The 26,786-nt window shown below is 73.4% G+C and carries 14 protein-coding genes and 1 pseudogene; 8 read left to right on the top strand and 7 right to left on the bottom strand.

Features of this window, described 5'->3' with window-relative positions; all coding sequences use genetic code 11:
• Positions 1 to 16 precede the first annotated feature (16 nt).
• The 5 genes from R6Y94_RS24850 (at position 17) to R6Y94_RS24830 (ending at position 12,066) form a co-directional block, all read left to right on the top strand.
• Positions 17 to 8,512, top strand: coding sequence for a hypothetical protein (locus R6Y94_RS24850; protein ID WP_318398254.1), 8,496 nt, complete (start codon positions 17 to 19; stop codon positions 8,510 to 8,512).
• Positions 8,509 to 9,111: a hypothetical protein gene (locus tag R6Y94_RS24845; RefSeq protein WP_318398253.1), complete on the top strand. Its 603-nt coding sequence runs from the start codon at positions 8,509 to 8,511 to the stop codon at positions 9,109 to 9,111. The genes R6Y94_RS24850 and R6Y94_RS24845 overlap by 4 nt, the downstream gene beginning before the upstream one ends.
• A 1-nt stretch (position 9,112) precedes the next feature.
• Positions 9,113 to 9,757, top strand: a complete 645-nt coding sequence (locus R6Y94_RS24840) for a hypothetical protein (RefSeq protein ID WP_318398252.1) — start codon at positions 9,113 to 9,115, stop codon at positions 9,755 to 9,757.
• Between the two features lie 10 nt (positions 9,758 to 9,767).
• Positions 9,768 to 10,319, top strand: a complete 552-nt coding sequence (locus tag R6Y94_RS24835) for a hypothetical protein (protein ID WP_318398251.1) — start codon at positions 9,768 to 9,770, stop codon at positions 10,317 to 10,319.
• Positions 10,320 to 10,587: 268 nt separating this feature from the next.
• The gene (locus R6Y94_RS24830; RefSeq protein WP_318398250.1) at positions 10,588 to 12,066 is read left to right on the top strand and encodes a hypothetical protein; all 1,479 of its coding nucleotides are present in this window, start codon (positions 10,588 to 10,590) and stop codon (positions 12,064 to 12,066) included.
• Between the two features lie 487 nt (positions 12,067 to 12,553).
• Here R6Y94_RS24830 and R6Y94_RS45295 read toward each other — a convergent pair.
• Positions 12,554 to 12,676, bottom strand: a pseudogene (locus R6Y94_RS45295) (helix-turn-helix domain-containing protein); the annotation flags it as partial.
• Positions 12,677 to 12,831: 155 nt separating this feature from the next.
• Here R6Y94_RS45295 and R6Y94_RS24825 point away from each other — a divergent pair.
• The gene (locus tag R6Y94_RS24825) at positions 12,832 to 14,526 is read left to right on the top strand and encodes a right-handed parallel beta-helix repeat-containing protein (protein WP_412102868.1); all 1,695 of its coding nucleotides are present in this window, start codon (positions 12,832 to 12,834) and stop codon (positions 14,524 to 14,526) included.
• Positions 14,527 to 14,744: 218 nt separating this feature from the next.
• Positions 14,745 to 16,433 carry a serine/threonine protein kinase gene (locus R6Y94_RS24820; RefSeq protein WP_318398249.1) on the top strand — a complete coding sequence of 563 codons (1,689 nt, stop codon included), beginning with the start codon at positions 14,745 to 14,747 and terminating at the stop codon, positions 16,431 to 16,433.
• Between the two features lie 7 nt (positions 16,434 to 16,440).
• Here the strand turns inward: R6Y94_RS24820 and R6Y94_RS24815 are convergent, their stop codons facing one another.
• Genes R6Y94_RS24815 through R6Y94_RS24790 form a run of 6 tightly spaced genes read right to left on the bottom strand, consistent with a single transcriptional unit; the run spans position 16,441 to position 24,709 of the window.
• A complete protein-coding gene (locus tag R6Y94_RS24815) occupies positions 16,441 to 18,669 on the bottom strand; it encodes a transglutaminase-like domain-containing protein (protein WP_318398248.1) in 2,229 nt (742 codons plus the stop codon).
• The gene (locus tag R6Y94_RS24810) at positions 18,651 to 19,844 is read right to left on the bottom strand and encodes a DUF58 domain-containing protein (protein ID WP_318398247.1); all 1,194 of its coding nucleotides are present in this window, start codon (positions 19,842 to 19,844) and stop codon (positions 18,651 to 18,653) included. Before R6Y94_RS24810 ends, R6Y94_RS24815 begins: the two co-directional genes overlap by 19 nt.
• Before the next feature lie 2 nt (positions 19,845 to 19,846).
• A complete protein-coding gene (locus tag R6Y94_RS24805; protein WP_318398246.1) occupies positions 19,847 to 20,803 on the bottom strand; it encodes a MoxR family ATPase in 957 nt (318 codons plus the stop codon).
• Positions 20,800 to 22,743: a fibronectin type III domain-containing protein gene (locus R6Y94_RS24800; RefSeq protein WP_318398245.1), complete on the bottom strand. Its 1,944-nt coding sequence runs from the start codon at positions 22,741 to 22,743 to the stop codon at positions 20,800 to 20,802. Before R6Y94_RS24800 ends, R6Y94_RS24805 begins: the two co-directional genes overlap by 4 nt.
• A gap of 53 nt (positions 22,744 to 22,796) precedes the next feature.
• Entirely contained in the window at positions 22,797 to 24,047 is a 1,251-nt protein-coding gene (locus R6Y94_RS24795) for a HAMP domain-containing sensor histidine kinase (RefSeq protein ID WP_318398244.1), read from the bottom strand.
• Positions 24,048 to 24,052: 5 nt separating this feature from the next.
• Positions 24,053 to 24,709, bottom strand: a complete 657-nt coding sequence (locus R6Y94_RS24790) for a response regulator transcription factor (RefSeq protein ID WP_318398318.1) — start codon at positions 24,707 to 24,709, stop codon at positions 24,053 to 24,055.
• A 210-nt stretch (positions 24,710 to 24,919) separates the two neighbouring features.
• On the opposite strand from R6Y94_RS24790, the gene R6Y94_RS24785 reads away from it, so the two are divergent.
• On the top strand, positions 24,920 to 26,668 hold the full coding sequence (locus tag R6Y94_RS24785; protein ID WP_318398317.1) for a BTAD domain-containing putative transcriptional regulator: 1,749 nt from the start codon (positions 24,920 to 24,922) through the stop codon (positions 26,666 to 26,668).
• Positions 26,669 to 26,786 lie beyond the last annotated feature (118 nt).

Genomic DNA, 26,786 nt, shown 5'->3' with positions numbered 1-26,786 from the left:
GGTCGGCGGGTACGCCATGGACATCCCCGAGCCGCCCGACCCGAGCGGGTTGTGGGCAGAGGTCAAGGCGCTGGCCAACCCGTGGCCACAGGACAGCGAGACCCGGGCGTACGCGCTGGGGGATGTGCTGGAGACTGCCGCCGGAGTGATCGAGGGAGCCGACGACGACATCCAGGCGATCGCCCGTCAGCTCTTCACGGTCTGGACGGACACGGCGGGATTCAAGTTCGCGGAGACGCTCCGTGTCCTCGACGCCGAGCACATCCCGCTCGTGCTGGTCCTGCGCGAACTGGCCAAGGGCGCCCGCGAGTACGGCCGAACGATCATCGAGACGAAGATCAGCATCTGGATCGAGATCGGCGCCAACGCCGCGCTGTTCCTCGCCCTGAGCCCTATTCCAGGCGGTAGCGCCGCGGTGGCGGCGCGGGTCGCCGGACGCCTGGCAACGCTGGTCGCGGAAAGGGCCGGACAGGTGGCGGCCAGCGGCCCGCTACAGGCGGCGAAGCAGATCGCCACCCAGGCCGTTCTCGGGGCCGCTTCCGAGGCGGGCAACGCGGGCACCACACAGCTGATCAGTATGGCCACCGGTAACCGTGATCAGTTCGATGTCAAGGACGTCCTCGTCGCCAGCATTGCCGGGGCCGGCGGGGAGGTGGCCGGGGACGCCCTCCGGAGGGTGGCCACCGGTGCGATCACGGAGGCCGTGGAGCGGGGCCTCGAGCGGATCGGCGTCCCCGCCCCGATCGCCAGCCATCCGGCGATCGCCGCGGAAGCGATCGTCAACAACGGCCTCACCTCACCGACGGCCAGCTACGCCGCCGACAATGCCGTGAACGGCGACTGGGCGGCAATGACAGACGTCGACGGCTACCTCACCGCCGTGCGGGACGGCGGGTTGAGCGCCGGACTCATGGGTGCGGGCGCCGCCAACACCCTGCATCTCGGCATGCAACTGAACCAGCTCGGCTCGGCGCCCACGACGGTACCCGTCGGTGGGACCGGATCGACGCTGCCGACCGACGGGCTCCCACCGGCCAACCAGCCTGCGGCGCCGCTGCCGGACCGGGCCACGGCTCCCTTATCGCCCGACCAGACGGTGGGGCCGCCAGACGCGGCGGTGGCACCGCCGGTGGACCGGACCGTGACCCCGCCGGTGGGCGATACGGGCTCCGTTGGACCGGGCACCAACGAGCAGGGACAGAGCGCGCCGCCCGCGACCAGCACCGCTCCTCCGGCGGCTCCCCAGGGCGCCGGCACGCCGGGGTCGATGCCGAGCGACGCCGGGACGACCGGATCCGACGCCTCGGCTCCCACGCGGTCCGAGACCGCCGCCGGTCCGGCGGTGAGCCCGTCCCAACCCTCCGGCCCGGTGGCCGTGCACCAGCCCGAGACGGTAGCGCCCGGCGGCGCCTCGGGGACCACCGACGCACCGGTGGACGGCGCAGCGGAGGCCGGTCCGTCGGCAGGCAGCCCACCCGGAGGCGGCCCACCGGGAGGCAGCACACCGGGAGGCAGCACACCGGGAGGCGGCGCACCGGACGCCAGCCCGTCGGCGGCCGGGCCGTCGGATGGCGACCCAGCGGCAGGCGGCCCTTCGGCAGGCGGCCCTTCGGCAGGCGGGCCAGCGGCAGGCGGCCCGCCGCCCGTCGGAGCGTCGGTGGGCAGCCCGTCCGCACCGATCACCGCACCGGCCACGCACACCACCGTGCACCCGACCGCGTACTCCGCACCGCATCCGACCGGCCCGGTCGGTGCGGCCACGAGCGGGCCCCCGGCGGGACAGGCTCCGGTCGCCCCGACCGTCCCGGCCGGGACCGGCGCGGCCACGGCCGTACCGACCGGACCCGCCGCGCCACCGAACCCTACGACGCCCGGCGCACCGACCGTCGTACCGACCGGCCCGGCGACGAACCCCGGCGGTCCGGGCACCGAGTCCGGCACCGGCCGAGGACGGAACGGTATCGCGGCCAGCTCGCCCGGCCCGACACGCGACGGCGGCGACCGGCAGGCCGAGCCCGTCGCAGAGACGGCCAGCCCCGACCCGGCACGGCCTGCCCTGCCCGGTACCCCCGTCGTCCCCGACTCGGCAGCGGCCGGTGCGCTCGCCGCAGCGGCGGCACCGGCCGTCAGCCCGGTAACCTCCGCCGACTCCTCGGCGCCGTCGACGACGACGCCCACGCACACCCGGCTCGCCGGTCCACCCACCCCGGTCGGTCGCGCCGCCGGCCAGGACACGACCACCCCGGGGGTCGCCGACGCCAGGCCCGCCGACCCGGCCGACCCCGACCCGGCGGACCCGACCGGCCCGCCCGACCCCGACCCGGCGGACCCGACCGGCCCGCCCGACCCCGACCCGGCGGTTCCCGATCCGGCCGACCGCGCGGCGACTTCCACGGACGGGCCGGGTACCGCCCCGAACGGTCCGGACCCGGTGTGGGATGTCCGGTCCGGCGACGGGGGGCACATCCGGCCCGACGAATTCGTGTTCCTGGACGACGAGTACGAGCGGCTGGACGCCCTGCTCGACGCCGAACTGGAGCGGCACGGGCTGCGCCGGGACCCGGACAGCGACCTCGTGCGGGTCGGCGTCCTCGACGGGCAGGATCCGCGCGGAGTACTGGTCGGTGCCCTCGCCGCGCGGGCGTTCGGCGGTGGCGACGTACGCACCGAGCTTGCCCAGCGCCTGCCCGAGGCGCGGTTCGACCTGCTGCACTCCGGACTCGGGAACCTCTCGCCCGACCAGGCGCGGCAGGTGTTCACCACCGACGTCGGCACCGTCCTGGACACCCTGGGCCGTTCGGGACCCGATCGGGCGGCGTACCTGGTGGTCACCGACTCCAATGGACAACAGCGCGGGTACGCGCTGTTGTCGCGGTCGCGGGACGGCGAGCGTGTCGTGCTCGGATACGACCCGCAGACGGGCCGGGAGGCGGCAGTCGCGGGCAGCGCGCCCGACACGGTGCCGGTCGACGATTTCCTCGGGGTCAGGTCGCCGGCCCGCAGCGAGGTGATGCTCCTCGGTGACCGGCCGATCCCCTGGGACGACCCGCGGATTCCCGAGTCGGCGCGGGTGCTGCGGGCCGAACAACAGGCGGTCGAGTGGGATGGGTACGCCGTGGTCGGTCACGGCGGCGGCCAGCCGACGGAGGTCATGCAGAGCGGCGGCTCGATCCGCCCGCGTGACGTGTTCGACATGACCGCCCAGAATCGCTGGGCCGCGCATGCGTACGACCGGTTCCGGTCCGATCCGACCGACGTGGCGCGGATCGCGGAGAACCTGGCACAGGTACCGCGTGCGGACGGCTCGGCCGGCTTCAGCGCGCCCGAGATCCAACAGGTCAAAGAGCACCTGTTCGTCAACGAGCACCTGCTGAACGTGTACGACGACAACGGTGACGTGGTCGGTCACCAGATGGGCCACTTCGATCCGGACGCCGACATCGCCGAGGCGTGGCTCCGACTCCGCCGTGGTGAGCCGTTGCCGCAGGACGTACTGCTGCTCGAACACGAGCTGCGCGAGTTGCGTTACGCGGCCGAACACCCGGAGGCTACATACGCTGAGGCACACACGCACGCGAACGAGCGGTTCGACTGGGAACGGAACATCCCCGAGCGTACCGGGGAAGATCTTGACGGCTGGGGATACCAGGATGGCGATACTGCAACGCTTCCGCAAGGCGGAGGAGACCGACCAGGAGGTCCACTACCTCTTCGGCTATCCGGAACTGGACCGGAGGTTGACCATCAACAAGCTGGACCGGACGTTCCGGGTGACGGACCAGCGGGAGGACCACGCCTTCAGAGCGGTGGTACGACGAATCCTGGCCCGGGAGGCCGCGGAGAAGACCTGGCCGCCGGGGGGCGGGATCCAGTCCTAGCCCGGGGCTCGGGAGGGCGAGGTCCGCACCCCGGCCCTCAGGCGGACAATTCCCATACCGCGACCGAGTTGCCGGGGGCACCCGCGCACGATGGTCCGTCGGCTCCCCGACCGGTGTTCAGAATGCTGACGCAGGCGTTGCGGGAACACGGTCCGCTGACGGTCGACCGCAGGAATCTCACCGCGACCCTGCGGTTGCCGGGCAGGCCGCCGCTGCGGTTCCGCGTCGGCACTCCGCCCGAGGGCAAACGATCGCACCGGTCCGACGTCGTGATCGGTGGCGAAACCCATGTCGACGTCGTGGTCTCGGCCAGGGCGCCCACCGGTTCGGCGGGCGCCCGGTGGGCCGCCCGCGTCGTCGGCCACGAGTTGGACGAGGACGCCGCCCTGCGCAACGAGAGCTTCGTGACCCGGGCAAAGGCGAAACTGCGATCGCTGACCGACGGACCAGCGCATCCCGACGCGCTGCGACGCGGGGCCGATCCGTCGCGCAGGAGGCTCAGTCCGCACGACGAGGGCCACCGGGCCGAGGTGAAGCTCCTTGTCGCGGAACTGACGACGGCGAAGGCATTGGCGGCGTCGGGGTCGGCAGTCTCCGCGAGAGCGGTGAAAGACATCGAGGTCGAGTTGGGCCTGCTGCTCGACCACCTCGGCATCGGGCATCCGGACCCGAACGCCCCGGACGCCCGGCACGCCAGACATCGGCTGGGCCTGTTGAACCTCAGCGTCGACGAGTTCGCGACGGTCCGGCGACTGTCGAGCCACGATGCCGAGTGGCGCTCGCCCGGGCGGCGGGTGGCCCAGTTGGCGCGTACCGGCGAGGTCGCGACCATCGAACTCCGCGACGGTACCCCCGTGCCGGTGCGGTTCTCCCGACGTCAGGTCGGGAGCGGGACCCGGTTCACCGTCAACCCGCCGAGCCCGCGACCCGGTCCGGACGGAGTGCCGGTACGCGGCTCCGACGGGCTGGTGCTCACCGGCCCTGCCGAGGTCGTCTTCGACCGGCACGCGAACATCCCGGAGTTGGCGCAGGACGCGATCGAACGACTGCGGACCGAACTGGAGCCGCCCACCTTCGTACCGTGGATGTCGCGGGTGAACGCGTCGCCCCAGGCGCGGGTGAACACGTCGGCGGAGTCGACCCGGCTGCGCGGTGCGTACTTCTCCGCGAAGACCGCGATCGAGGACGGCCTGGCGGCGGTCGACGGGCATCGACTCTTCCTGCTGGAGTCGACCTTGCCGGTCGGCCCGCCCTGGAACGGCGAGGGTCATGTCGTCTGGGTCGACAGCGCTCGGCAGGAGCGGCGAGCCGACGACGGCCCGCTCGCCGTGGTACTGCGGATCGGTCCGCTACCCACGGGTCAGGCATACCGCGTGGAGCCGGTTGCCGGCCCCGGTCCCGGTACGGCACGCCAGGTCCGGGTCGTGGTCGCGGAGACGGTCGGTGCGGACGCGGACGCGTTGAAGGCGATCGTCGCCGAGGCGGTGCTGCGGGCGGTCGAGACGGTCCAGCACGGCGACGACCGGGGGCTGCTGGCGGCCGTCGAACAGGCCCACCGGACGGGCGACGGCGAGCGGGTCCTGAAGCTTCTCGCCGAGGCGGAGCTGCTCAGCGACCAGCCCGGGTCCCGGCGGCACGTCAAGGGACTGCGGAACTGGCTGGCCGGGAGGGCTGAGCCGGCCATCGCGCTGAGGATGTTCGACACCCGGGCGAGGCCGAACGACAGCTTGGGGTTGAAGGTCCTGGATCTGGCCCTCGACCGGGCTGCGGCGGACTTCACCCCCGGCGTGCGTGGTGCCCGGATCCGCGACCTGTCCGACCCGGTGGCGTTCGTCAGGATCGGTGCCTCCTCCTACCAGGTGCCGGTCAAGCCGACCGGGTCCGACCGGCGCGACTTCGCCGTACGGCTCGAGCCCGATCCGGGGGCTCCGCACGGGTACCGGCTGCTGGTGCGTCCGGACGCCAGTGAGGCGGCGATCCTCGTCGAGACCGCCGGCGCACTGGCGGAGTTCGCCACTCTCGGGCCGCGGGCCGGCTCCGGCCAGGCGCCCGCCAAGGCGACGCGGGGGGCTGCCGGCAAGGCGGCGCGCGATGCCCGGGTCAGGGTACTCACGTCGCTCTACCGCGTCGCGACTCCGGCCGAACGGATCATGATCGAACGGTACGTCGACGCGACAATGCCCGACCTGCTCAGTGGCACCGTCACGCACAACCTGCGCGAGTCGGCCGGGCGTCGGCGGGCCAGGATCGACCAGTCGTTGGTGGCCCGGGTGGGGCGCAAGCCGTACTGGCCGCCCATGTTCCGTCGGCTCGTCTCGTCGGTCGGCAGCGGCGGCAACACCCTGATGGTGGGTTTGGAGTTCGGCCGCGACCCGGTCGGCATCGCGACGAGCGTGGCGTCGGGCTTTGCCAACAGTGTCGCCCAGGCCGACGCCGACGCGAGACTCGGCAGCGCGTTGCCGACCGTCCGGCTCGTCACCGACCCCGACAGGTCCCTGGTCGGCGAGGCGCGCAAACCACCCGAGCGGGAGCAGGGCGACCCGATCGCCAAGAACCTTCAGAAGCGCACGCCGGCGGCGCTCGCCGGCAGCGGCGCGACGGCGGCAGTGCAGTCCTCCGGCGGTGACGTGCAGAAGACCGCTGCCGGCGGTGCGATCACGCTCGGGGCGTCGCTCCTGCAGGCGGTCGCGGACAAGGCCGCCGATCCGCGCGAGTTCGACGCGACCAAAAAGCGCACCGCTCTGGAGAAGCAGGAGCCGGACACGGTCCGCAACATCTGGGCGGAAAACGTCTACCACCAGGCCCGGAGGTTCTACGACGACGATCCGACGCTCGACGCGGATCTGGAGCGCGATCTGAAGGCGGCCCGCGGCCACCTCGAAGAGGCGATCAAGGAATCCGAGGCCGAGGTCAGGGACAAGATCGAGGCGCTGAGGCGGCGCCGCAGCGCAATCGTCCAGCCCGCCAGGACCCTGTGGAACCACACGGGCGGGCGGGTCTCCGACTCGTGGAAATTCGATCCACCGCCGGGCCTGACCTACGAGCTGGTCCACCTGCCGAAGGCGAGGGCGGCCCTCCCGGTCAATCCGCTCCGGGTCGGGTCGCAGCAGGCGCTGATGCAGGTGGCATCGCTGTACCTCGGTTTCGCCACCACCCCGGAGCTGCTCACCGCGAACATGCTGATGCAGGCGGGACGCGGCCTCGGCTATGGGGCAGGCTGGACGCCGCTGTCGGCGTGGGAGGCCGACGACAGGACAGCGGCGGCCGCCGCCCGAGCCCTGTACCAGCTCAGGGAGTCCAAGCAGATGATCGACGAGTTGCTCGCCCGCGACCGGCATCCGGAGAACCATCCAGGTGTTCCGGCCGGGCGCCTCGCGATCTTCAAGCAGGTCCAGCAGGACCGGTCGGCCGCGGTGATCGAGGGCAAGGACGGGATCACCGGGATCCCGCAGGAGCAGTCGTTCCGGTCGCAGTCGGTCAAGCACGTCGCGGGCCTGGCCGGCGGGGTGGCCGCCGCCGCTCCGTTGCTCGGGGTGGGAATCCCGATCGGCGACGAGATGATCTGGCTGGTCGGGCAGGCCGGCTACACCGCTGCGTACGCCGCCGGCGAGGGAGTCATGCGGGTGGTCAGCCCGATCATCAAACGGATCGATGCCGACGCACAGCTTCGTGCCGAGGCCGACCGGCTTCCGTTCACACCGCTGCACATCGCGCAGGACCTGAGCAGGATGGCCAGGAATGCCGCCGAGGCGGCCAAGCAGATCACACCGATGCCGAGACCGGCGGACGAGCGGGCGTCGCTGCCGAGCAGGTTCGCCAAGGGCGCGGCCCGGGCAGGGGTCGGCGGTTGGCGTCTCTTCACCGCTGGTACGGCGTTGCGGCCCGGTGACAATCCCCCCGGTCCGGTGCTGCTGGATCGGCAGGACGCCGTGGCGGTCAACCGCCTGGTCGAGCACGCCCGGTACCTGCACCGGATCGCGGCGGCAGAGCAGCAGGGGCAGCGGATCCCCGTCGGCCTGAACCCGGTCATGCTGCGGGGATACCTACGGCTGGAGATGGAGCGCCTGGGGCTGCTGGTGGAGCAGGCCGGTTCTACGGCGCGGTGGGACGCCGTAACCGAGGACGCCAGGCTTCGGTTCGGCCTGGACCTGAACGGGACGACGGAGCTGGGCACGCTGCGCGAGGAGCCCGACCGCTGGCCGAGCGGCACGAAACCGAAGGAGGTCACGGAGTTCGTGGCCGAGGAACGCGAGGGCGACAAGGTGGGATACGGCGTGACCCGGGCGATCGACGTGATGACCCGCGAGGGGTGGTTCAGTTCGGACCCGAACACGCCGGGCGGGGTCCGCCAACTGCGTCTCGTCGCGGAGAACACGGTACGGGTCAGCACCGATCACGGCCGCTTCGAGCTGCGGGTGGGATCCCGCGAGAACGGGGCCGACGGCGGCCTGGCCGTACTCGAACCCCGGCCGAGCGGGGCGCATCAGCTCTACGTCGACAGGTCCGTGATCGCCGACCCGCAGCGACTGGCGATCGTGCTGCGTGGCGCCGTCGACACCTGGCTCGCCGACCGGTTCGGTGGCGCCGCGGCCCTGGTCCTGCGGGACCCGGCCGAGCGGTGGCCGGCACCGTGAGCACCTCCGTCGCCGTACTGGTCGCGATCGGCCACTACCTCGGCCTCTTTCCCGCTGAGCAGGGCCAGTGGGGTCACGAGGTCCGGCGCGGACCCGACATCGAGCGGCTCACCGAGCCGGAGGCCAGGGCCTGGGCGGCACCCGGCGACCCGAGGCACCAACCGTCCATCCTCGACAGCCTGGTCGGCCGCGGCCTGCTGGTGCCGGTCTCCTGGGCCGACGCCACCGGGTTCGCCCGGGCCCATCGGCTACTGCCGCTGCTCTCGGGGCTCGGCCCCGATCCGGACGATCCGGACCGCCGCCGCATCGGCACGTTCGGGCAGCCGATCGTCACCGTGGACCGGCTCGGCTACGAACTGTGGGCCGAAGCGGGCGGCCAGCCGTCACTGTGGGCCGCCTGCCAGGGGTACGCCGCCGGCACCGAACCGGCCCTGACCGACCCGTACACGGTCCTGCTCGCCCTGCTGGACCGGCTCGACACGCTCATCTCCGCCGGGGCGGCCTGCCTCGACCTCGCCGTGCCCGCCGACGAAGACGTAGCAGAGGCCCTTCGCGGCCCACGGCCGGGCGACCAGCTCCGCGGCCCGGGACCGGAGTGACATGCCCGGTAACGCAGCGCCCCTGATGTTCCCCGTCGGCCACTACCTCGGGCCGGCCGTCGACACCTCCGGACCCGTCGCCAACCCGCACCGGGTACGCCTCGCCGGGCAGATCCATCCGCTGCCGGGCGGCGACCCGTACACCCTCTGGCTGCTCGCCCACGGCGTCGCCGGCGGACCACGGCCCTGGACCCCGGCCCACATCGCCGCCTCGGCACCGTGGCTGACCCGGGCCCGCTTCGACCGGGCCGTCGCCCACCTCGCCGAGCGCCGGCTGCTGCTCGTCGTCGACCCCGACTCGGCCGAGGCCGCCGCCGTGGCGCGGTCCTACCGGTGGCACAGCATGCTGCACGGGCACGGCATGCGACTCGGCTGGCACGGCCGCTACGGAATCGGTGGACCCGACCGGCCGTGGATTCTCGTCGACAACCTGGTCCACGACATCTGGCGCTGGGCACCGGTCACCCCCACACTGTGGGACGCGTGCGAAGCCCTCGCTCCGGCGTACGCGCATCCGCCCACCGACGACGATCCCACCGTGACCGGCCCCGACGAACTGCTGCCCCACCTGCTCCGCGGGTTGCACATGCTGATCTGCTCCGACGCGGGCTTCCTCGACGAGGCGCGCCGAGAGCCGGGTGCATAGCATGGGGGGCATGGCGTTGCGGCTGGCGCGGACGAGCGCGGAGGCGCACCTCTACATGGAGCTGCACCCGTGTGAATCCTGTGGGGAGAGCAGTTTCGACCCAGCCAGCTCGGTCGTGGCAGCCGAGGGCGAGCTGGCCAGCCGGTACAGCGGCACCTGCCTGTCGTGTGGCGCGGCCCGCGAGTTCATGTTCCGGCTCCCCGGGGAAGTCCTGCTGCCCGACGACGAGGACCCGCGGTTCGGCGACGATCGGCCGTCCGAGCTGCTGGACGCGGGCGAGTGGCTGTGGCTGGCGGACGTGCTCGCGAGCGGCATGCCGGCCGACCCCGCCGGACCGGACGCCGACGGGCGCCGGAGCGCCCGCGTCGACCTGCTCTCCGCGGCGGCGGCGCTCTCCGAGGTGCTGAAGTTCGTGCCGGCGGGTGCCGACGCGGTACCGGCGGAGGCGTTGTGGAGCGGCCGGGGCCATGAGGTCTACGCGGCCGAACCGGGCCGGTTCCGCCGGATCCGCCTCGAAGCCGTGCGCGACACCTACCGCGACATCGCGGCACGGTTCGGCTGAACCCCGGCCTGACACGATCCGTCGGATGGCGGGCCGCACGTCATGGAAACCTCATGTGCCCGGTCCGATCGTGTACCCGGTGGCGCGAACGCGCCGTCCGGCCACGACGGACAGAGTGAGGACCCGGTGCGCTCTCCCCTGGTGATGGCCACGCTGGCCAGGACCGCCGGAAGCACGTCAGGCGACAGCACGTCAGACGGCCCGTCGCGACGCGACGGGATCCGTCCGGCACGGGACACGGGCGGACCGGCGGGGCGGGAGGTCGGCCGTGGACGCCGCTGACCGGGCCGCCCCCGGGTCAGCCGTCCCGACGCCGGACGCGGGGGTGGCGCCACCGGCCGCCGGTCAGAGCGCGCCCGCCGCTCCGGTTCGGGTCGCCCCCGCCACCGCGCGGCTCACGGTGGCGGCCGCACGGCAGCCGGCCGGCCAGCTGACACGCGCACGACCAGCGGCCGGCCGGGCGACATCCGCCGCACCGGCTGCCAGCCCTGCCACATCCGCCCCACCGGCTGCCAGCCCCGCCACATCCGCCCGACAGGCTGGCGACCCGGCGACATCCGCCCGACAGGTCAGTCGGCCTGCCCAGGCGACCCCGCGCGCCCAGCACCGGGCCCTGCCCCGGACGGCCCCGGCGCACCCCTCGACCGCCGCGACGGCCGTCGCCGCCGGGCCACCGGCGCACGAGGCACCGGTCGACGGTTGGGGTCGGGACTTCCTCGCACATCTCCACCTGATACAGGTCGTCTGCTGGCAGGTCGCCGGGCTGGCCGTGCTGCTCGCCGTCCGGCAGCCGCTGCCGGTGCTGGTCTGCGTGTCGGTCGGCGCGGCGGTGCTGGTCGTGCTGACCACGGTACGGATCGACGGGCGCTGGCTCCCCGAGCATGGCGCGCTGGCCCTCGGCTACCTGTCCCGTACCCGCCGCCGCGACCTGCCGGAGGACGCTGCAAAGACCCCGACGCTGCTGGACCTGCTGGTCCCGCGTTGCACGGTGCGGGCCGTCGAGACCGGCCACGGGTCGGCCATGACGACCAGCCACCGCAGCGGCCTGACCGCCGTGCTGCGACCGGCCGCCGGCGGCACGGACCTCGTCGACCGGTTGCCCACGCCCGCGGCGCTGCTGCCGTTGGTGGACGGGCAGCAGCGCCCGTTGGGCGTCCAGACGGTGTACCACGCCGGCGTCGGGCGGGACGCCCCGGTGAAGGTGTGGCTGGCCGTACACGCCGCCCGCAGCGTCGAGGTGCCCGGCGACGACGAGCTGGCACTGATCCTGCGCAACGCCGTACGCCGGATGCGGCAGGTGCTGGGTCGCGCGGGCGTACCGGCCGAGCCGCTGACCGAGGAGGCCGCGTTCGCGGTGATCACCGGCCTGGCCCACGTCACCGGCGGCCGCAACCAGATACGCGAGGAGTGGCGGTTCTGGCGCACCGGGGCCGTCTGCCAGGCCGCCGTCCAGCTGCGAGGGTGGCACCGACTCGCCGATCCACAGGCGAAGCGGCTGATCACCGACCTGCTCAGGGTGACCGTCGACGCGGCCGCCACGGTGACGGTCACCGCCCGTTCGGGTCGGGACGCACCACGGGTGGACGCCGTGCTGCGGCTCGCCGCGACCACCGAGGCCGCCGTCGAGGCGGCACTGGCCGGAACGGCGACCCGCGCCGCGCGCTGCGGCGTCCGCCCCGCCCGACTCGACGGTGCGCATGCCCGTGGCGTTGCCGCGTCGCTTCCGATCGGAGTTTTCCTGACTTGACTTCCTCCCCACTCTGAAGGACGGGGAGTCCCTGGGACGCCCCAGAGGTTTCCTGTTTCCCAGCCGACCGCAGAAGGGAGGACCCTTGCTGTCTCACATCAGCTCCGCAGGCATCGCCGGCATCGCTCCCGGCTGCGACTCGACCAGCCGCAACGATGTTCTTGACGGCGAGGTCTTCGACGGCGATCAGGTCTGCGGAGCGGACCAACCGGCCGCTGGTCTTGTGCAGGAAGTAGGCGCAGACGTTACGTACCTTGCGGTGGGCGGAGCGGGTGTAGTGCGCCGACTGGCGGCCGTGCCGGGACTTGAAGCGCGGGTAGCGGGCACGGCCGGCGAAGAAGTTGGCGTACACGGTGTGCTCGTGGCGCAGCGTCTGCTGCAACGGCACGGAGGACACCTCGGACAGGAACGCGAATTCGGTCGTCTGTTTCCAGCCGGTCAACGCGGCGTCGGCCTGCCGGTACGAGGTGCGCTCGCCGCGCTGGTGGTAGTCGGTGTGCCGGTCGGCGAGGGTGCGGTTCCAGACCAGGCGTACGCAGCCGAAGGTGCGGTTGAACACCGCCGCCTGTTCGGGGCTCGGGTAGACCCGGCACTTGTACGCCGTACGCATGTTCGAAACTTCACCCGAGGAGGCGAGTTGAGTAACGCGACACGCCGCAGGCCAGCGGGCTTCGCCCTCGGACCGTCCCGGCTCCGCCGGGCCGCTCCTGGCGCAGTCCGGATTCCTCCCCGGCCTGAAGGACGGGGCATCCTCCGGAGGATCCGGTGAACGCACCCACCGTCGACGACGGTCCACACCAGACACCCGGGCCAGGGCCCGGCCGGAGTTCCCGGACGCTGCTGGTCGCGCCGGGGCGGCACGGCGCGTACCGCACGATCGGTGCGGCGCTGCGCGACGCGCCGGACGGGAGCGTCATCTCGGTCGCCGACGGCAGCTATCCGGAGACGTTCGAGCTGCTCGACCGCGCGCTGACGGTACGGGCGGTGGACGGCGCGACGGTGCTCCTGGACGGCTCCGGCGGCGACTGGCCGGTGCTGGACGTCCGGGGCGGGTCGCTGGTCCTGGACGGCATCGACGTGCGGGCGGACCTCGCCGCCCTCCAGGCGGAGAACGCGAATGTGACGGTCGAGCGGTGCAGCCTCACCGCCCGGATGGGTCCGGCGATCAGCGTGCGCGGCTGTCCCCGGTTCGCGGTACGCCGGTGCAGGATCTCCGGTTCCGCCCAGGGCATCGTGGTGGAAAGTTCCTCCGGCCGCATCGACGACACCTCAATCGACGACGTGGCCAGCGACGGTGTGGTGGTGGGGCTCGGCGCCGATCCGGAGATCCGCAACTGCGTCATCTCCGGCTGCGGACAACGCGGCATCTACGTCTACCAGTACGCCCGCCCGGTCATCGAAGGCTGCGACATCTCCCGTACGACTGGCGCGGGCATCGCGGTGGCGCACCACAGCCGGCCGGTCGTACGCCGTACCCGGGTGCGGGACGTGCAGGACGTCGGTATCGCGTTCGGCCCCGACTGCGCCGGCTCGGTGGAGGAGTGCCAGCTGGACAACACCGCCGAACCGGCCATCGAGGTCGCCGAGGGCGCCACGCCGACGGTGACGGAACCCGCGCAGCGAGCGGCCGCCACGGGGGACGTCGGGCTCGACGACCTCCTCACCGAACTGGACGGCATGGTCGGCCTGGCCGCGGTGAAGGCGGAGGTCCGGGCGCTGGTGGACGAGATCCAGGTCAACGAGTGGCGCCGCAAGGCGGGGCTCCCCGTGGGCGGCGTCAGCCATCACCTGATCTTCGCCGGGGCGCCCGGCACCGGAAAGACCACGGTGGCACGCACCTACGGAAAGCTACTCAAGGCGCTCGGCGTACTCGCCCGCGGCCAGTTCCGCGAGGTCTCCCGGCGCGATCTCGTCGGCCAGTACATCGGGCACACCGCGGAGAAGACCGCGCAGGTGTTCGAGGCGGCCAGGGGCGGCGTGCTCTTCATCGACGAGGCGTACACGCTGTCCCGGCAGGCCGGCTCCGGCGGTGACTTCGGCCAGGAGGTGATCGACACCCTGGTCAAGCTGATGGAGGATCACCGGGACGAGGTCGCGGTCATCGCCGCCGGGTACACCGACGAGATGACCGGCTTCCTCGCCGTCAACCCCGGTCTGGCCTCGCGGTTCTCCAAGACTCTCGAGTTCGAGAACTACACACCGGAGGACCTGCTCCAGATCATCGGCAGGATGGTCGCCGACGGTGACTACCTGATGGAGGACGAGGCACGCCCGGTGCTGCTGGACTACTTCGGCCGGATATCGCGCGACGCCAACTTCGGCAACGCCCGGGACGCCCGCCGGCTCTTCGAGGGGGTACGCAAGGCGCAGTCGCAGCGGCTCCGCACCCTCGGGCGGGTGCCGGACGTGCTCGAGCTGCGTACGGTGACCGCCGAGGACGTACGGGCGGCGACTACCTGACCGGACGCGCCCGCCCACGGTGGGGCCTGCATCGGGCCGGACGACACGCGGCGCGAACCCGGGGTCCAGCACGACCACGGCGTCCGGCTGGACGCCACGGCAGCAACCTGCCGCTGGGCGCCGGCGCGGCTGCTTCGTTGCCTACCATGGGGCGACCCGCCGGAGGGGAACCTGCACGGCGGCCAGCGGAGATCGGCCCGGAGAGGACGACCAGGACCATGACGACCGATCCCGAACACGGCGAGCTGGTCCCGCTGGGAGACGGTCCGGTGGCCACGGTGTTGGCGGGAGTGGACGGGGCGACCGGTGAGGCGTTCGCGCTGAAGGTCTTCCCCGGCGGGCTCGACCGGCGTACCCGAGCCGACCTGGATCGCGAACTGACCCGGCTCGCCGCGCTCCGCGCCCACGCCCCGGTCCTCGTAGCCGATCGCGTCGAGGAGCGCCCGGACGGGCGCTGCGCCCTGCGCATGGAGCTGTGCACCCAGTCGTTGCCGGAGCTGCTCGACTCGTTCGGCCCGCTCTCCGTGGCGGACACGCTGGTATTGGGCACCGTGCTCGCGACGGCACTGGCGGCCGCGCACGCGGCCGGGCTCGTGCACGGCGGGGTCCTCCCCGGGAACGTGCTGTTCCGACCCTCCGGCGAGCCGGTGCTGTCCGACTTCGGTCTCACGCTGCGCCACGCATTCCCCCGCGATCCCCTGCGAACCGCAGATCTCCTGCCGCCGGAGACCGTGCGGGACGGTTCCGCCGACGAGCGGTCCGATCTCTACGGCCTCGGCGTGGTCCTCTACCTGGCCCTGTCCGGCCGGTCCCCGCATCAGGGTCCGGCCGGCGAGGAGCCGGAAGCACGCCTGCTACGCGTACTCGGCGGACCGGTGCCACCGCTCGATCGCCCCGGGACGCCACCGGAGCTGGCAAAGTTGATCTCCGTGCTCCTGGCGAGGGACCCGGACGCACGCCCGGACGCCGCCTCGGCGGTCGCCGAGCAGTTGGACGCGCTCCGGATACGGATCGCACCATCGCCCCCGGACCACCAACCGCCGGCCGTGGAGCAGCGCGGATTCGACGACTTCGCCGCGTCCGGCCTGCCCGGGGCGGAACCGCCGAGTCCCGGCACGGAACCACAGTCCAGCGCAGCCGCACCGAACCCCGAAACCGAACCACCCAACCACGGCACCGAACCACCGAACCCCGAAACCGAACCACCCAACCACGGCACCGAACCACCGAACCCCGAAACCGAACCACCGAACCACGGAGCCGAACCACCGAACCCCGGCGCGGAACCGCCGGAACCTGGCCCGGAACCACCGGCCGGCGCAGTGACACCACCGACCCCCGCAGCGGGACCGCCGGCCACCGTGACGGCGCTGCCAACCTCCGCAGCACAGTCGCCGAACCCCGCGGCGGAGGTCTCCAGTCGGGCCGCGCCCCGCCCCCACGGCGAGCCGATTCTCGTCTTCGGCGCGGAAAAACCGCTCCGGCGGGTCACCCGTACCCGGTCCGTGCTGATCGGGGTCGGTGGCCTCGTACTGCTCGCGGCGGTGGCCGGGCCGGTGCTGCTGAACCGGACCGGTGAACTCACGGTCCCGCCGGCCCCCGCGCAGACCGGGGTGGCCAGCCCGGCGACCGCCTCGCCCCGGGTGGTACGGCTGGAACTGGCCGATCCCGCCGATCGTGGCAACGTCGTGGAGCTGTCCTGGCAGAGCAGCGAGCCGCTGGACTTCGCCGTGATCGTCGCGGCCGAGGGTGAGCGGGCCCGGGCGCTACTCGCCCAGCGCAACACCACCTATCGGGTGCCCGTGGATCCGGTACGCCGGTACTGCTTCCTCATCCAGGGCAGCGACGGCAATCAGGTGTACGAGAGCCAGCCCAAACCGATCCGGGGCGCCAACTGTGTGAAGTGACGAGCATTCAGCGACGCGGCGGCAGCAGTACGCGCGGATCGAGCAGCGCCCGCAGTCGCGCCCGCCAGCCGCGCCGGGCCAGTCCACGGCGTACCGCCCGCACCGCCGCCCACGCCTGGCGGCCATCCTGCTCCCCCGGCGCTGCCGGTGACCACAGCGCCCGGTCCACGACGACGGCCAGCCTCCGGATGTCGTCCACGGTGGTCCGATCGGCGACGGCGACCGCGCTGGTGGCCAGGTCGCGTACCGTCATCCCGGCCGACACCGGGACACCGTGCGCGCGTAGCCGGTCGCGGACCTCCGCCCAGGCACCCACCACCGCGGCCGCTCCCGCACGGCGTCGGCGGCGCCAGGCCCGTCCGGCCGTCGCCGAGGGCACGCCGACCAGCCAGGCTGCCAGCATCAGCACCGAGGCGCCGAGCAGCACCCGCCACATCGCGGCACTCGACACGGCGCCGTCGTCCGGTCGCACGGCGGCGGCCGGACGCGGCGCGACCGGTGGATCGCGGAGCTCCTCCGGTGCGGGGAGCTGGGCCCGTACCCGCGCTGCGGCGGCGGCCAGCCCGACACCGGAGACGGCGGTCGACGCCGACGGCGCGACTGCCGGATCCAGCGGTACCCAGCCGACCCCCCGCACGGCGACCTCGGGCCAGGCCAGTACGTCGCCGTTGCGGACCGTGTACCGCCCGTCGGGATCGGGAGCGCTGGGCGCGCGGAATCCGACGGCCAGCCGCGCCGGGATGCCCCGGATCCGCGCCAGCGCCACGTACGCGGCGGCGAACTGCTCGGTCGTGCCCCGCCCGCTGCGCAACAGGAAGTCCGTCAACTGTGGCCAGGAGTGCCCGGTGGGCAGGTCGAGCCCCGTCGCCAGCCGGTAGTTCTGCCGGAGGAAGCGCTCCAGCACCAGGGCTGCCTGGAAGGACGGCCGCAGCCCGCCCGTCGCCCGCTCGGCGAGTTCGGCGACCCCGGCCGGCACCGTGCCCACGCCACCGAGCCCGCCCGGGACGAGCGGGTCGATCGCGGCGGCGGCGAGCGCCTCGGCGTCGACCGCCGGCTGCCACCAGGTCAGCGTGTACCTCGCGACGCCGTCGGCCCCGGGCAGCAGCAACGTGCCCTGCTCCTCCTCCACCAGCGGCTCGACCCCACGTACCCCGGCGGGCCAGGTCTGACTCGGCAGCCACGGGCCGGCACCGGCGGCGAAAGTGTCGATCTCGGCGGACCGGGTCCGCACCGGTACGCTCACCGCGCCGCCCGGCCACAGCTCGGTGCCGAGCCGCCGGTACCGGCCACCGGGCTGCCAGTTGACTCCGTCGAAGGCGTCGAACACCACCAACGGCCAGCGGTCCACCCCGGCCCCGCCGCTCACCCGGAACACGGCGGTGCCGGGGTGGGCGAGCCGGTACGCGATCTCGTCCAGCGGGCTGGTCACCCGGGTCTCGGCGAGCGGGACCGCCTGGTCCGCGCGGAGCGAGTATCTCGGTGGCACGGTGGCCGGCAGCAGCCCGGCGAGGATCACCGCCACCACGGCCAGGACCACCGACGGGACGGCCCTCGGCAGCAGCGCCGCCGCCCCGCCCCGATCCGAATCGCCCGGTCGATGCGGGTGGCGGTGCTGACCGGGGCCGACGCCACGCTGCACCGCGACTACCGCTCCACTGTGGAAGGCCAGTAGGACTCCGCCGACCGCGGCGTAGCCGAGCGCCGCGGCGACGGCCGGACCGGACGGCATCGGGGCGTAGAACTGACTCAGCAGGGTGACCGCGAAGCTCGGGGCGAGCGCCAGCACCGGGCTGTCCAGCCGGTCCAGCAGCTCGACGCCGAGCACGGCGGCGAGCACCACCAGCAGCGGGACGAACAGCAGCAGCGCCGGATCCGGCCGGGCCGGCCAGGTCGACTGGAGGGCGAGCTGCCAGGAGTCGGTGATCCCGGCGGCCAGGGCACGCAGCGTACGCCCGGTGGGCAGGCCCGCCACCGTCGTCGACCGGAGCACCGTCTCGGCGACGGCCAGCAGGCCGGCGACCGCCAGCAGCAGCGGCCGCCAGGGCAGCAGAGCCGCATGCCGGGCGCAGGCCAGCGTGGCCAGCAGCACCGCCACCGCCGGCACGCCGACCGGGAGCAGCAGCGCGGGCACGCCGAAGACCGGCGCGAAGAGCATCCCCGCGACGACGGCCGCGAGCACCGCGCACGAGGCGGGTACCGCCCGGAGCACCGCGCTCATCAGGGCAGCTCGTTCCATCGGCGCACCGCTTCTTCGGCGCCTTCCGCCACGAGCACCCGGACGCCGGTCGCCGGGCCGGATGGGGCGTTCGGCGGCGCCGGTTCGGAGCGTTCGACACCGTGCGGCGCCCCGGAGCCGTCGCCGGTACCGGTCAGGACGATCACGACGATCGCCAGGAACCGGTGCCGCGAGCCGGCCAGCGCGACCGGCGGCGTCGTCCCGCCGGTGACCGCCACCAGGCAGCCGCCGGCCGGACCGCCCACGGCCAGCGACACCGGCACAAGATCGGCTTCCCGCCCGCCCTCCTGCCCCAGCTCACACAGCACGTCGAGCAGCCGGCGTACGCTGTGCGCCCCGCCCGGCGTGCTCAGGTCGAGGCCGGACGAGGTGACCAGGCGGCTGTGGTGTCCCGCCCGGGCGGCGGCACCGAGCAGGGACGCCGCCAGATCCACCGCCTCCTCGAACTCGGCGGCGGTCAGTGCGTCGGGACGGGTGTCGAGCAGCAGGGCGAACCTCGGCTGTTCCGGATCGGCCAGGTCGCGCACCATCAGCCGGCCCGTCCGGGCGGTCGCCTTCCAGTGCAGGTGCCGTACCTCGTCGCCGGGGACGTACTCCCGGACGTCCAGGAGCTGCGCCGAACCCCGCGGCGCGCGGTCCGTGCTGGTGCCCTCGTGGTGGTGCCGGGGGTAGCCGACCATCGGCGCCCGCGCCGGAAGCTGCCGTGGATGCGCCCAGAGGGTCGCGGTCTCCCCGGTATGTGTCTCACTGCGGGCCAGCCCGAACGGATCCACCCGGTGCAGCGTCAATGGACCCACGGTCAGCCGGCCACGCGCGGTGGTCGGCAGCTCGTAGTGCTGGACCGCCTCCGCGCCCGGCGCCAGCGCCCGTACCCGGACGGTCCGGATCGCGCTCCCGGTCGCGTCGGTGGCCAGGAACCCGGCCAGCCGACCGCCACCCGGATTACGCACCCGCAGGCTGGCCAGGGCGGGGCGGCCCCGTTCGACCCGTTCGGGGTAGACCGAGCGCCGCACCTCGACCGTCCGGCGGCCTCCAGTGAGCAGGATGGCGGCCAGCACGGCACCGAGCAGGACCGCACCGAGCGCGCGCAGCATCGGGTATCCGCCCCAGAACCCGAAGGCGAGCAGCGGCGCTGCGACGGCGAGCAGGACGAGTCCTCGGGGGGTCAGGCGCACGGTCAGCGGGCCGCGCCGGCAGCGGGCGTGGGGATCGAGGCGAGCAGCTCCGTGACGATCTCGGCGCTGCCACGCCGGTTCATCTCGGCCTCCGGAGTGAGCACGAGCCGGTGGGCCAGGACCGGCACGGCGACGTCCTTGATGTCGTCGGGCGTGACGAAGTCGCGTCCCTCGATCGCCGCGAGTGCCTGCGCGGTACGCACCAGCGCGATGCTGCCCCGTACGCTGGCGCCGTAGCGCACCGCGGAGTGGTTGCGGGTCGCCGCGGTGAGCCGGGCGGCGTACTCGCACACCGCCCGGTCGAGGTGCGACGTCCGTACCTCGACGATGGCCTCCCGCAGCGCCTCGATGTCGACCACCGCCGGCAGGTCGTCCGGGCCCACCCCGGCGCAGTCACCCAGCATCACCAGCACCTCCGAGTCGAGGTCCGGGTAGCCCACCGAGAGCCGCATCAGGAACCGGTCCAACTGCGCCTCGGGCAGCCGGTAGGTGCCCTCCAGTTCGATCGGGTTCTGGGTCGCGACGACCAGGAACGGCCGCGGTACGTCGTGTCCGGTCCCGTCCACCGTGACCCGGCGCTCGGACATCACCTCCAGCAGCGCCGACTGGGTCTTCGGGGTACCGCGGTTGATCTCGTCGGCCACCACGATGTTCGCGAACACCGCGCCCGGGTGGAAGGTGAAGGTCTCCTCCGACTGCCGGTAGACGGTGACCCCGGTGATGTCGCTGGGCAGCAGGTCCGGGGTGAACTGGATGCGGCTCCACCGCCCGCCGATGCTGCGGGCGAGGCACCGGGCGAGGCTGGTCTTGCCGAGGCCCGGCACATCCTCGATCAGCAGATGACCTTCGGCCAGCAGTCCGGCGATGGCCAGTCGGACCAGCTCGGGCTTGCCACGGATCACCCGTTGCACGTTCTCGGAGATCCGCCCGGCGATCTCCGCCGCCCCGGAACTGTTCATCCCGCACTCCAGAGGTAGCGGTTGGACTGGACACCGTCGACGGTGACCCAGACATACGACCCGACCGAGTCGAACGGAAAGTCCTCGAAGGTGAGGTTCCCCCGACTGTCGGTACGCCGGGTGGCGCCCGGATTGAAGTCCGGCCACCTGCTGGAATCCGGCTTGATGTGGTAGTCGGTGTTCGGGCTGAATCCGCGCAGCACGATCCGGAAGTACGCGCAGTCCGGCTCTTCGCACCTGTCCTCGTAGGTGGTGTCGCTGCCCCGGGAGACCGTGACCGACCGGGGTGGCGGCGGCACGGTGGCCCGGACGGTGGCCGCCGACCCGCGCCCCGCCGAGTTCTGCGCGGCCACGGTGATCCGGTAGGCCGTGCCCCTGGTGAGACCGGTGATCGTCATCGAGCGGGCGCTGCCGGGCCGGGTGGCCGAGCGGGCGGTGCCGCCCGAGGCCGGCGTCCAGGTGACCCGGTACCCGCTCACCGCTGCACCGTTGGCGGCGGCGGCGCTCCAGGTGACTCGCAGGTCGCCGCCCTGGGCGGTGGCGCGCAGATTCGCCGGCATCCCGGGTGGACTGGCCGGTATCGACCGGGGTTCGGGGGGTGTCCGCCGCGGCGAGGCCGGGCCGTCGCCCCGGGGCCGCTCCGGTGCCGGCGGACCCGGGCTGGGCGAGCGCGGGGTAGGGCTGGGTGAGCGCGGACCGGGGTCGGGCACGGAGGACGGGGACACCGGCGTACCCGACGGCACCCGCCTCCCGTCGCCGACCACCGGGACCAACCCGACCGCACCGTCGGGGTCCACCACCAGCACGTGCCGGCCCTCGGCACCGTCGACGTAGACCCGTTCGTCCTCACCACGACTCAGGGTCGGCTCACCGGCCTCCGGCGGCACCGGGATGGCCCGCTGCTGCTCGCCCGCACTGTTGTACGTGAGCACCGCATTGCGGTCCAGGTCGAGCAGTACCACGGACGACCCGGTGACCGACGGGGCCGAGTACGCGCCGTCGGGCAGCGCGACGGTGATCGGCGCGGCACCCGACCGGCTCGTTTCCAGACCACTCGCGTCGACCAGTCGCATTCGCCGCCCTGCGGGGTCGAGGATGGCGACCCGGCCGCCGACGTCCACCGGCGCGACCCGCACGGTGGGCGGGATGTCCACCCCGATCGGCGTCGGCCGGCCGAGGCCGTGCTCGGCCACCCGGCTCAGCGTGTCCGCGGTGGTGTCGACGAAGACGGGCCGCTCGCCGACCACGGTGAGCGCGCCGGTGTGGCCGGCGGGCGCGACGGCCGGGCAGGAGATCCGGTCGGCGCCGGCGGCCAGCCGGCAGAGCACGCCGGAGTCGACGCGGTGCAGCCAGAGCGTGCCGTCCGAGGTGGTGACGGGTTCACCGAGTGCGCCACCCGCCGGAATCGTCGCGGGTGGATCGCCCAGCCGTACCACCCGCCCGGCCTCCCGGTAGACCAGGTACGGACCGCCCGGCGCCTCCACCCCGACCGGTCGCTCGCCGGTCGGCGGGGTCAGCGTCCGCTCGACCGACAGGCTCGACTTGCCGAACTCGACGATCCGGGAGCGGCCGACCACATAGCCACTCGTGTCGCCCTGCACCACCTGACTGCCCGGCTCGATGCCGGGCACCGCCGCCTGGGCATCCACCCGACGCGCGGAGCCGTTGACGTGGACGACGACGCCCAGCGACGGGCTCGCGACCCAGTGCCCGCCCTGGGCGACCTGCAGGCCGGGCGCTGGCGCGACCACCCCGGAGGCGGCCGCCGTCACGGCGGCGAGAGCGGCAGCCACCAGCAGCACCAGCGGCAACCGGCCGCGACGCAGCGGTCCCCGGTCACGCCACGAGCGGACATCGACCCAGGTGCGCAGGTGACGCGAGAAGCGCGTGCCACGCCAGGAGGGCAGAGGCAGGCGAAGCGAATTGCCCAGCTTGGTCACCCGCTGAGCATAGAAGGCCGGATACACGATCGGTCCATCCTCGGTACAACCGTTCAGGAGTCGTTCGTGGGCAGTACGAGTTCGAAGATCGCGCCGCCCTCTTCCGCGTTGTAGACGCGCAGCATCCCGCCGTGTGCCCGGGCCACCCAGCGCACGATGGAGAGGCCGAGCCCGCTCGACCCGCCACCGCTGCTGAACCGGTCAAAGGTCTCCTGCGCCACCTCGGCATCGATCCCCGGGCCGTGGTCGGCCACCACGAGGCGACCACCGGCGACGGTGATGTGCACGATCGCGCGGTCGCCCGGCCGCCGGCCGTGCCGTAGCGCGTTGTCCAGCAGGTTGCCGACGGCCCGCTGTACCAGCCCGGGGTCGACGTCCACCTTGGTCGGCGCGGCGGTCACCGTCACCTGCGCCCCTTCGGTGGGAGTCTCCTCCACCACGGTGGTGACCAACTGGTCCAGCCACACCGGTTGGATGGCGAGCTGCTCGACACCGGCGGCCAGCCGCGCCCGCACCAGCAGCCCGTCGATGATGCTGCCCATCCGGCCCGCGAGCGCAACGGTGCGCGGCAGCAGGTCGGCGCGCTGGGTAGGGTGTTCCAGCGCCGTCTCGGCGAGCGCGCGCAGCGCCGCCACCGGCGTACGCAGGTCGTGCGCCGTGTCGGCGAGCAGTACCTCCTGCTGTTCGAGAGCGGCCACGGCGGGCCGGATCGCCCAGCCGGAGAGCAGGTGCCCGGCCGCCCCGGCAGCGGTCACCAGCAGCACGCAGCCGATGATCGCGATCAGCACCGTCCGGTTGTGGCGGTCCCGCTCCGGCCCCGCGTCGACGGCCGCGACCACGGCGCCGATGTACTGCCCACGGGTGTTGCGGAACGGCTCGGCACCGACCCGGACCAGTTCCCCGTTCGTTCCCCGGACGTAGCCGTTGAGCAGGCGTCCGGTCCGCGCCGCCTCCGCCGCCAGGCTGGCGAGCAGCGCCGGATCCACCGGTACGCAGCTCTGCTGACTGAAGTGGCCGGTGAACCGCTCGGCGCCCCCGGGCAGGATCGCGAACTGCGGACACCGGGTGTTGAGCTCGTCCTCGCCGACGAACGCCGTGATCAGGGTGCCGTCGTACTGGACCAGTCGGGTCGCGGTCGAGGTCACCCGACGCAGTTCGCCGTCCAGCCGCTGCTCCCCCAGCTCCGCGTCCCACCCGACCGCGACCCACGCGAACACGATCGACCCGGCGGCGGTCAGTACGGCGAGGAAAAGCGTGAGCCACCGGCGGCGGCGGCGCAACCGGACGGTCGTCGGAGCGGTCACCGGGGTCACTCCGGCCCGGCGAGCCGGTAGCCGTGCCCCCGTACGGTGTGGATCAGCTCAGGTTCGCGCAGCTTCGCGCGCAGCCGCCGAACCACCACGTCGACCACGTTGGACATCGGGTCGGTGCTGGTGTCCCAGCAGTGCTCGATCAGCTCGGCCCGGCCCACGGCCTGCTCCGGCCGGGCGACCAGGTATTCCAGCACGGCGAACTCCTTCGCCGTCAGGGTGAGCAGGACACCCGCGCGGCGGACCTCCCGGCGGGCACAGTCCACGACGAGGTCGGCGTGCCGCAGCACCGAGGGGCGGCCCGAGCCGGCCCGGCGGACCAGCGCGTGCACCCGGGCCGCCATCTCCGCCACGGCGAACGGCTTCACCAGATAGTCGTCACCGCCCTGTTCGAACCCCGCCACCCGGTCGGCGAGACTGTCCCGCGCGGTCAGGAACAACACCGGTACGGCCCAGCCCTGCTGCCGGCGGCGGTGCACGTACCCGACGGAGTCGCCGTCGGGCAGCATCCGGTCGAACACGACGCAGTCGTACCGTCCGGCGTGCAGCGCCGCGTCGGCGGTGGCGATGTCGGCCGCCTGGTCGACCCGCAGTCCGGTCCCGAGCAGTTCGGTGGTGACCGCCAGCCGCAGGTCCTCGTCGTCCTCGACCACCATCACCCGCACCGGGGACCTCCTGCGGATCGTGTCATCGGAACCTCATGTACCGGAACGGATGGTAGTGCCGACCGGAAACTACCGCTCGGGGTGCTGACGATTGAACCTTTTTTCAACCTGGACAGCGCGGTGCGTCGCCCCGACTCCCACCTGCGGCCACGACGAACCGCAGGGGGAGGTCGAAAGGTTCATTGGGGAGGTCGTGAGTTGGTGCTCTTCCATGTGCTGGGCCCGATCGAGGTGCACGGCGGCACCGCCGTACGCCGGATCGGCGGGAGCAAGCCCGGTGCCCTGCTGGCAACCCTGCTCACGAAGCCTAACGCCTGGATGACGACCGACGAACTGGTCGCGACCATCTGGCCGGAACAGGCCGCGCCGGCCTCGGCGGAGGCCAACCTGAAGACGTACGTCTGGACCCTGCGCCGCGGCTTGCCGGAGCACGACGGTGGCCCACGGATCGAGAGCCGTCCCGGCGCGTACCGGATCCGGGTCGGTCGGGGCGAGCGGGATGTCGACCGGGTCGGCGAACTCGCCGAGCAGGCCCGATGCGCCTCGGCGGGCGGTGACGCCGGCACGGCGGCCACCCTGCTCGACCAGGCGTTGCGGATGTGGCGCGGACGGCCCTTCGCAGACCTTGAGGGAAACGCGGCCACCGGTCTGCTGGCCCATCTCGAAGACCTGCGCCTGGGGCTGGCGGAACGGCTCGCCGAGGCTCAGCTCGCGGTGGGCCGGGGACAGGACGCGGTGGCCACCCTGCGGGCGGTCACCGCAGACGCTCCGCTGCGGGAGGAAGCCTGGGCGCTGCTGGTGCGGGTGCTGCACGAGACGGGCCGGCGGGCCGAGGCGCTGGCCGAGTACCGGCGTGCCCGGCAGCTCCTCTGCACCGAGTTGGGAGTGGAACCGGGAGCCGCGCTCGCCGAGGCGCACCGGCTGGCGCTCGGCGCCGCCCGGATCGGGCCGGTACGCCGGGAGCTGCCCCGCGACGTGCCGCTCGCCGGCCGCCGGGCCGAGCTGGCCGTCGTGGGCGAGGCCGCGCGGGACAGCCCCGCGCCCGTGGTGCTGGTGCACGGCATGGCCGGGGTGGGCAAGACCGCGTTCGTGGTGCACGCGGGCCACCGGCTGGCGCCGGACTATCCGGACGGTCAATTTTTCGTACGCGTGGCCGGAAACGCCGACGGCGGTACGCCGGGAGCGGCGGCCGCGCTGCACCGGCTGCTGCGCGGCGTCGGGGTACCGGTGTCGGAGATCCCGCCCGACCTGGACGAGCGGTCCGCGCTGTGGCGCTCGGAGCTGGCCCGGCGGCGCGTCCTGCTGGTGCTGGACGACGTCCCCGACCCGGATCAGCTGACCCCGCTGCTGCCCGCGACCCCCGGTTGCCTGACCCTGGCGACCACGACGAACCGCGGCTGGCATCCGGACGGCGCGACCCGGGTCGGCCTGGCACCGCTGCCCACGGAGGCGGCCGCCGCGCTGTTCCGGTCCGCACTCGGCGCGCGGCACGAGGAGGCGGACCAGCGGAGCGTCCTGGCCGTCGCGCAGCTCTGCGGTGGTCTACCGGCCGCGCTGCGCGATGCCGCCGCCCGGCTGCTGTGTCGGCCGCACTGGACGACACGGCGACTGGTCGACGAACTCGACGAGGATCCGTGCCGGGTCCTCTCCGACGCCGTACGGCGCTCGATCGTCGACGCCCGCCGGCCGCCGGCCGGTCGGGAACTGGCGCTGTGGTACGCCCTCGGCGACCTACCGGGCGAGTTCGGCACCGCCGCCGCCGCGCGGGCGCTGGGGGTCACCCCGGGTGCGGCACGACCGGTGCTGGAGGCACTGGTCGACCGGGGACTGCTGGACGTCGCCGCGGCGGAGCGCTACCGCAGCCATGTCCTGGTGCGGCATATGGCCCGGTGCACCGCGCCGGTCGGCGGCCCGGTCCGGGAACACCACCGTGGCCGCCGGGTCGCGTGAGGCAGACGATCCGCCGATGACCGCCGAACCACGCAACCGCCCGAGTGGCCCAGCGCGAACCACCGGCCGAGGCCGCGGGCCGGGCCCCGGCGCCTCGCCACCGTTCGTAGGGGTCCGT

The organism is Plantactinospora sp. KLBMP9567 (genome assembly GCF_033446045.1).
Classification (GTDB): Bacteria; Actinomycetota; Actinomycetes; order Mycobacteriales; family Micromonosporaceae; genus Plantactinospora.
The sequence above is the reverse complement of the archived record's forward strand: the minus strand, read 5'-3'. Positions and strand labels throughout refer to the sequence as shown.

Bases quoted from the DNA above. Each gene is read 5' to 3' on its own strand.
- R6Y94_RS24850 (WP_318398254.1), top strand. From the start codon at position 17: ATGGACATCCCCGAGCCGCCCGACCCGAGCGGGTTGTGGGCAGAGGTC.
- R6Y94_RS24840 (WP_318398252.1), top strand. From the start codon at position 9,113: ATGCCCGGTAACGCAGCGCCCCTGATGTTCCCCGTCGGCCACTACCTC.
- R6Y94_RS24835 (WP_318398251.1), top strand. From the start codon at position 9,768: ATGGCGTTGCGGCTGGCGCGGACGAGCGCGGAGGCGCACCTCTACATG.
- R6Y94_RS24820 (WP_318398249.1), top strand. From the start codon at position 14,745: ATGACGACCGATCCCGAACACGGCGAGCTGGTCCCGCTGGGAGACGGT.
- R6Y94_RS24815 (WP_318398248.1), bottom strand. From the start codon at position 18,669: ATGGAACGAGCTGCCCTGATGAGCGCGGTGCTCCGGGCGGTACCCGCC.
- R6Y94_RS24805 (WP_318398246.1), bottom strand. From the start codon at position 20,803: ATGAACAGTTCCGGGGCGGCGGAGATCGCCGGGCGGATCTCCGAGAAC.
- R6Y94_RS24790 (WP_318398318.1), bottom strand. From the start codon at position 24,709: ATGGTGGTCGAGGACGACGAGGACCTGCGGCTGGCGGTCACCACCGAA.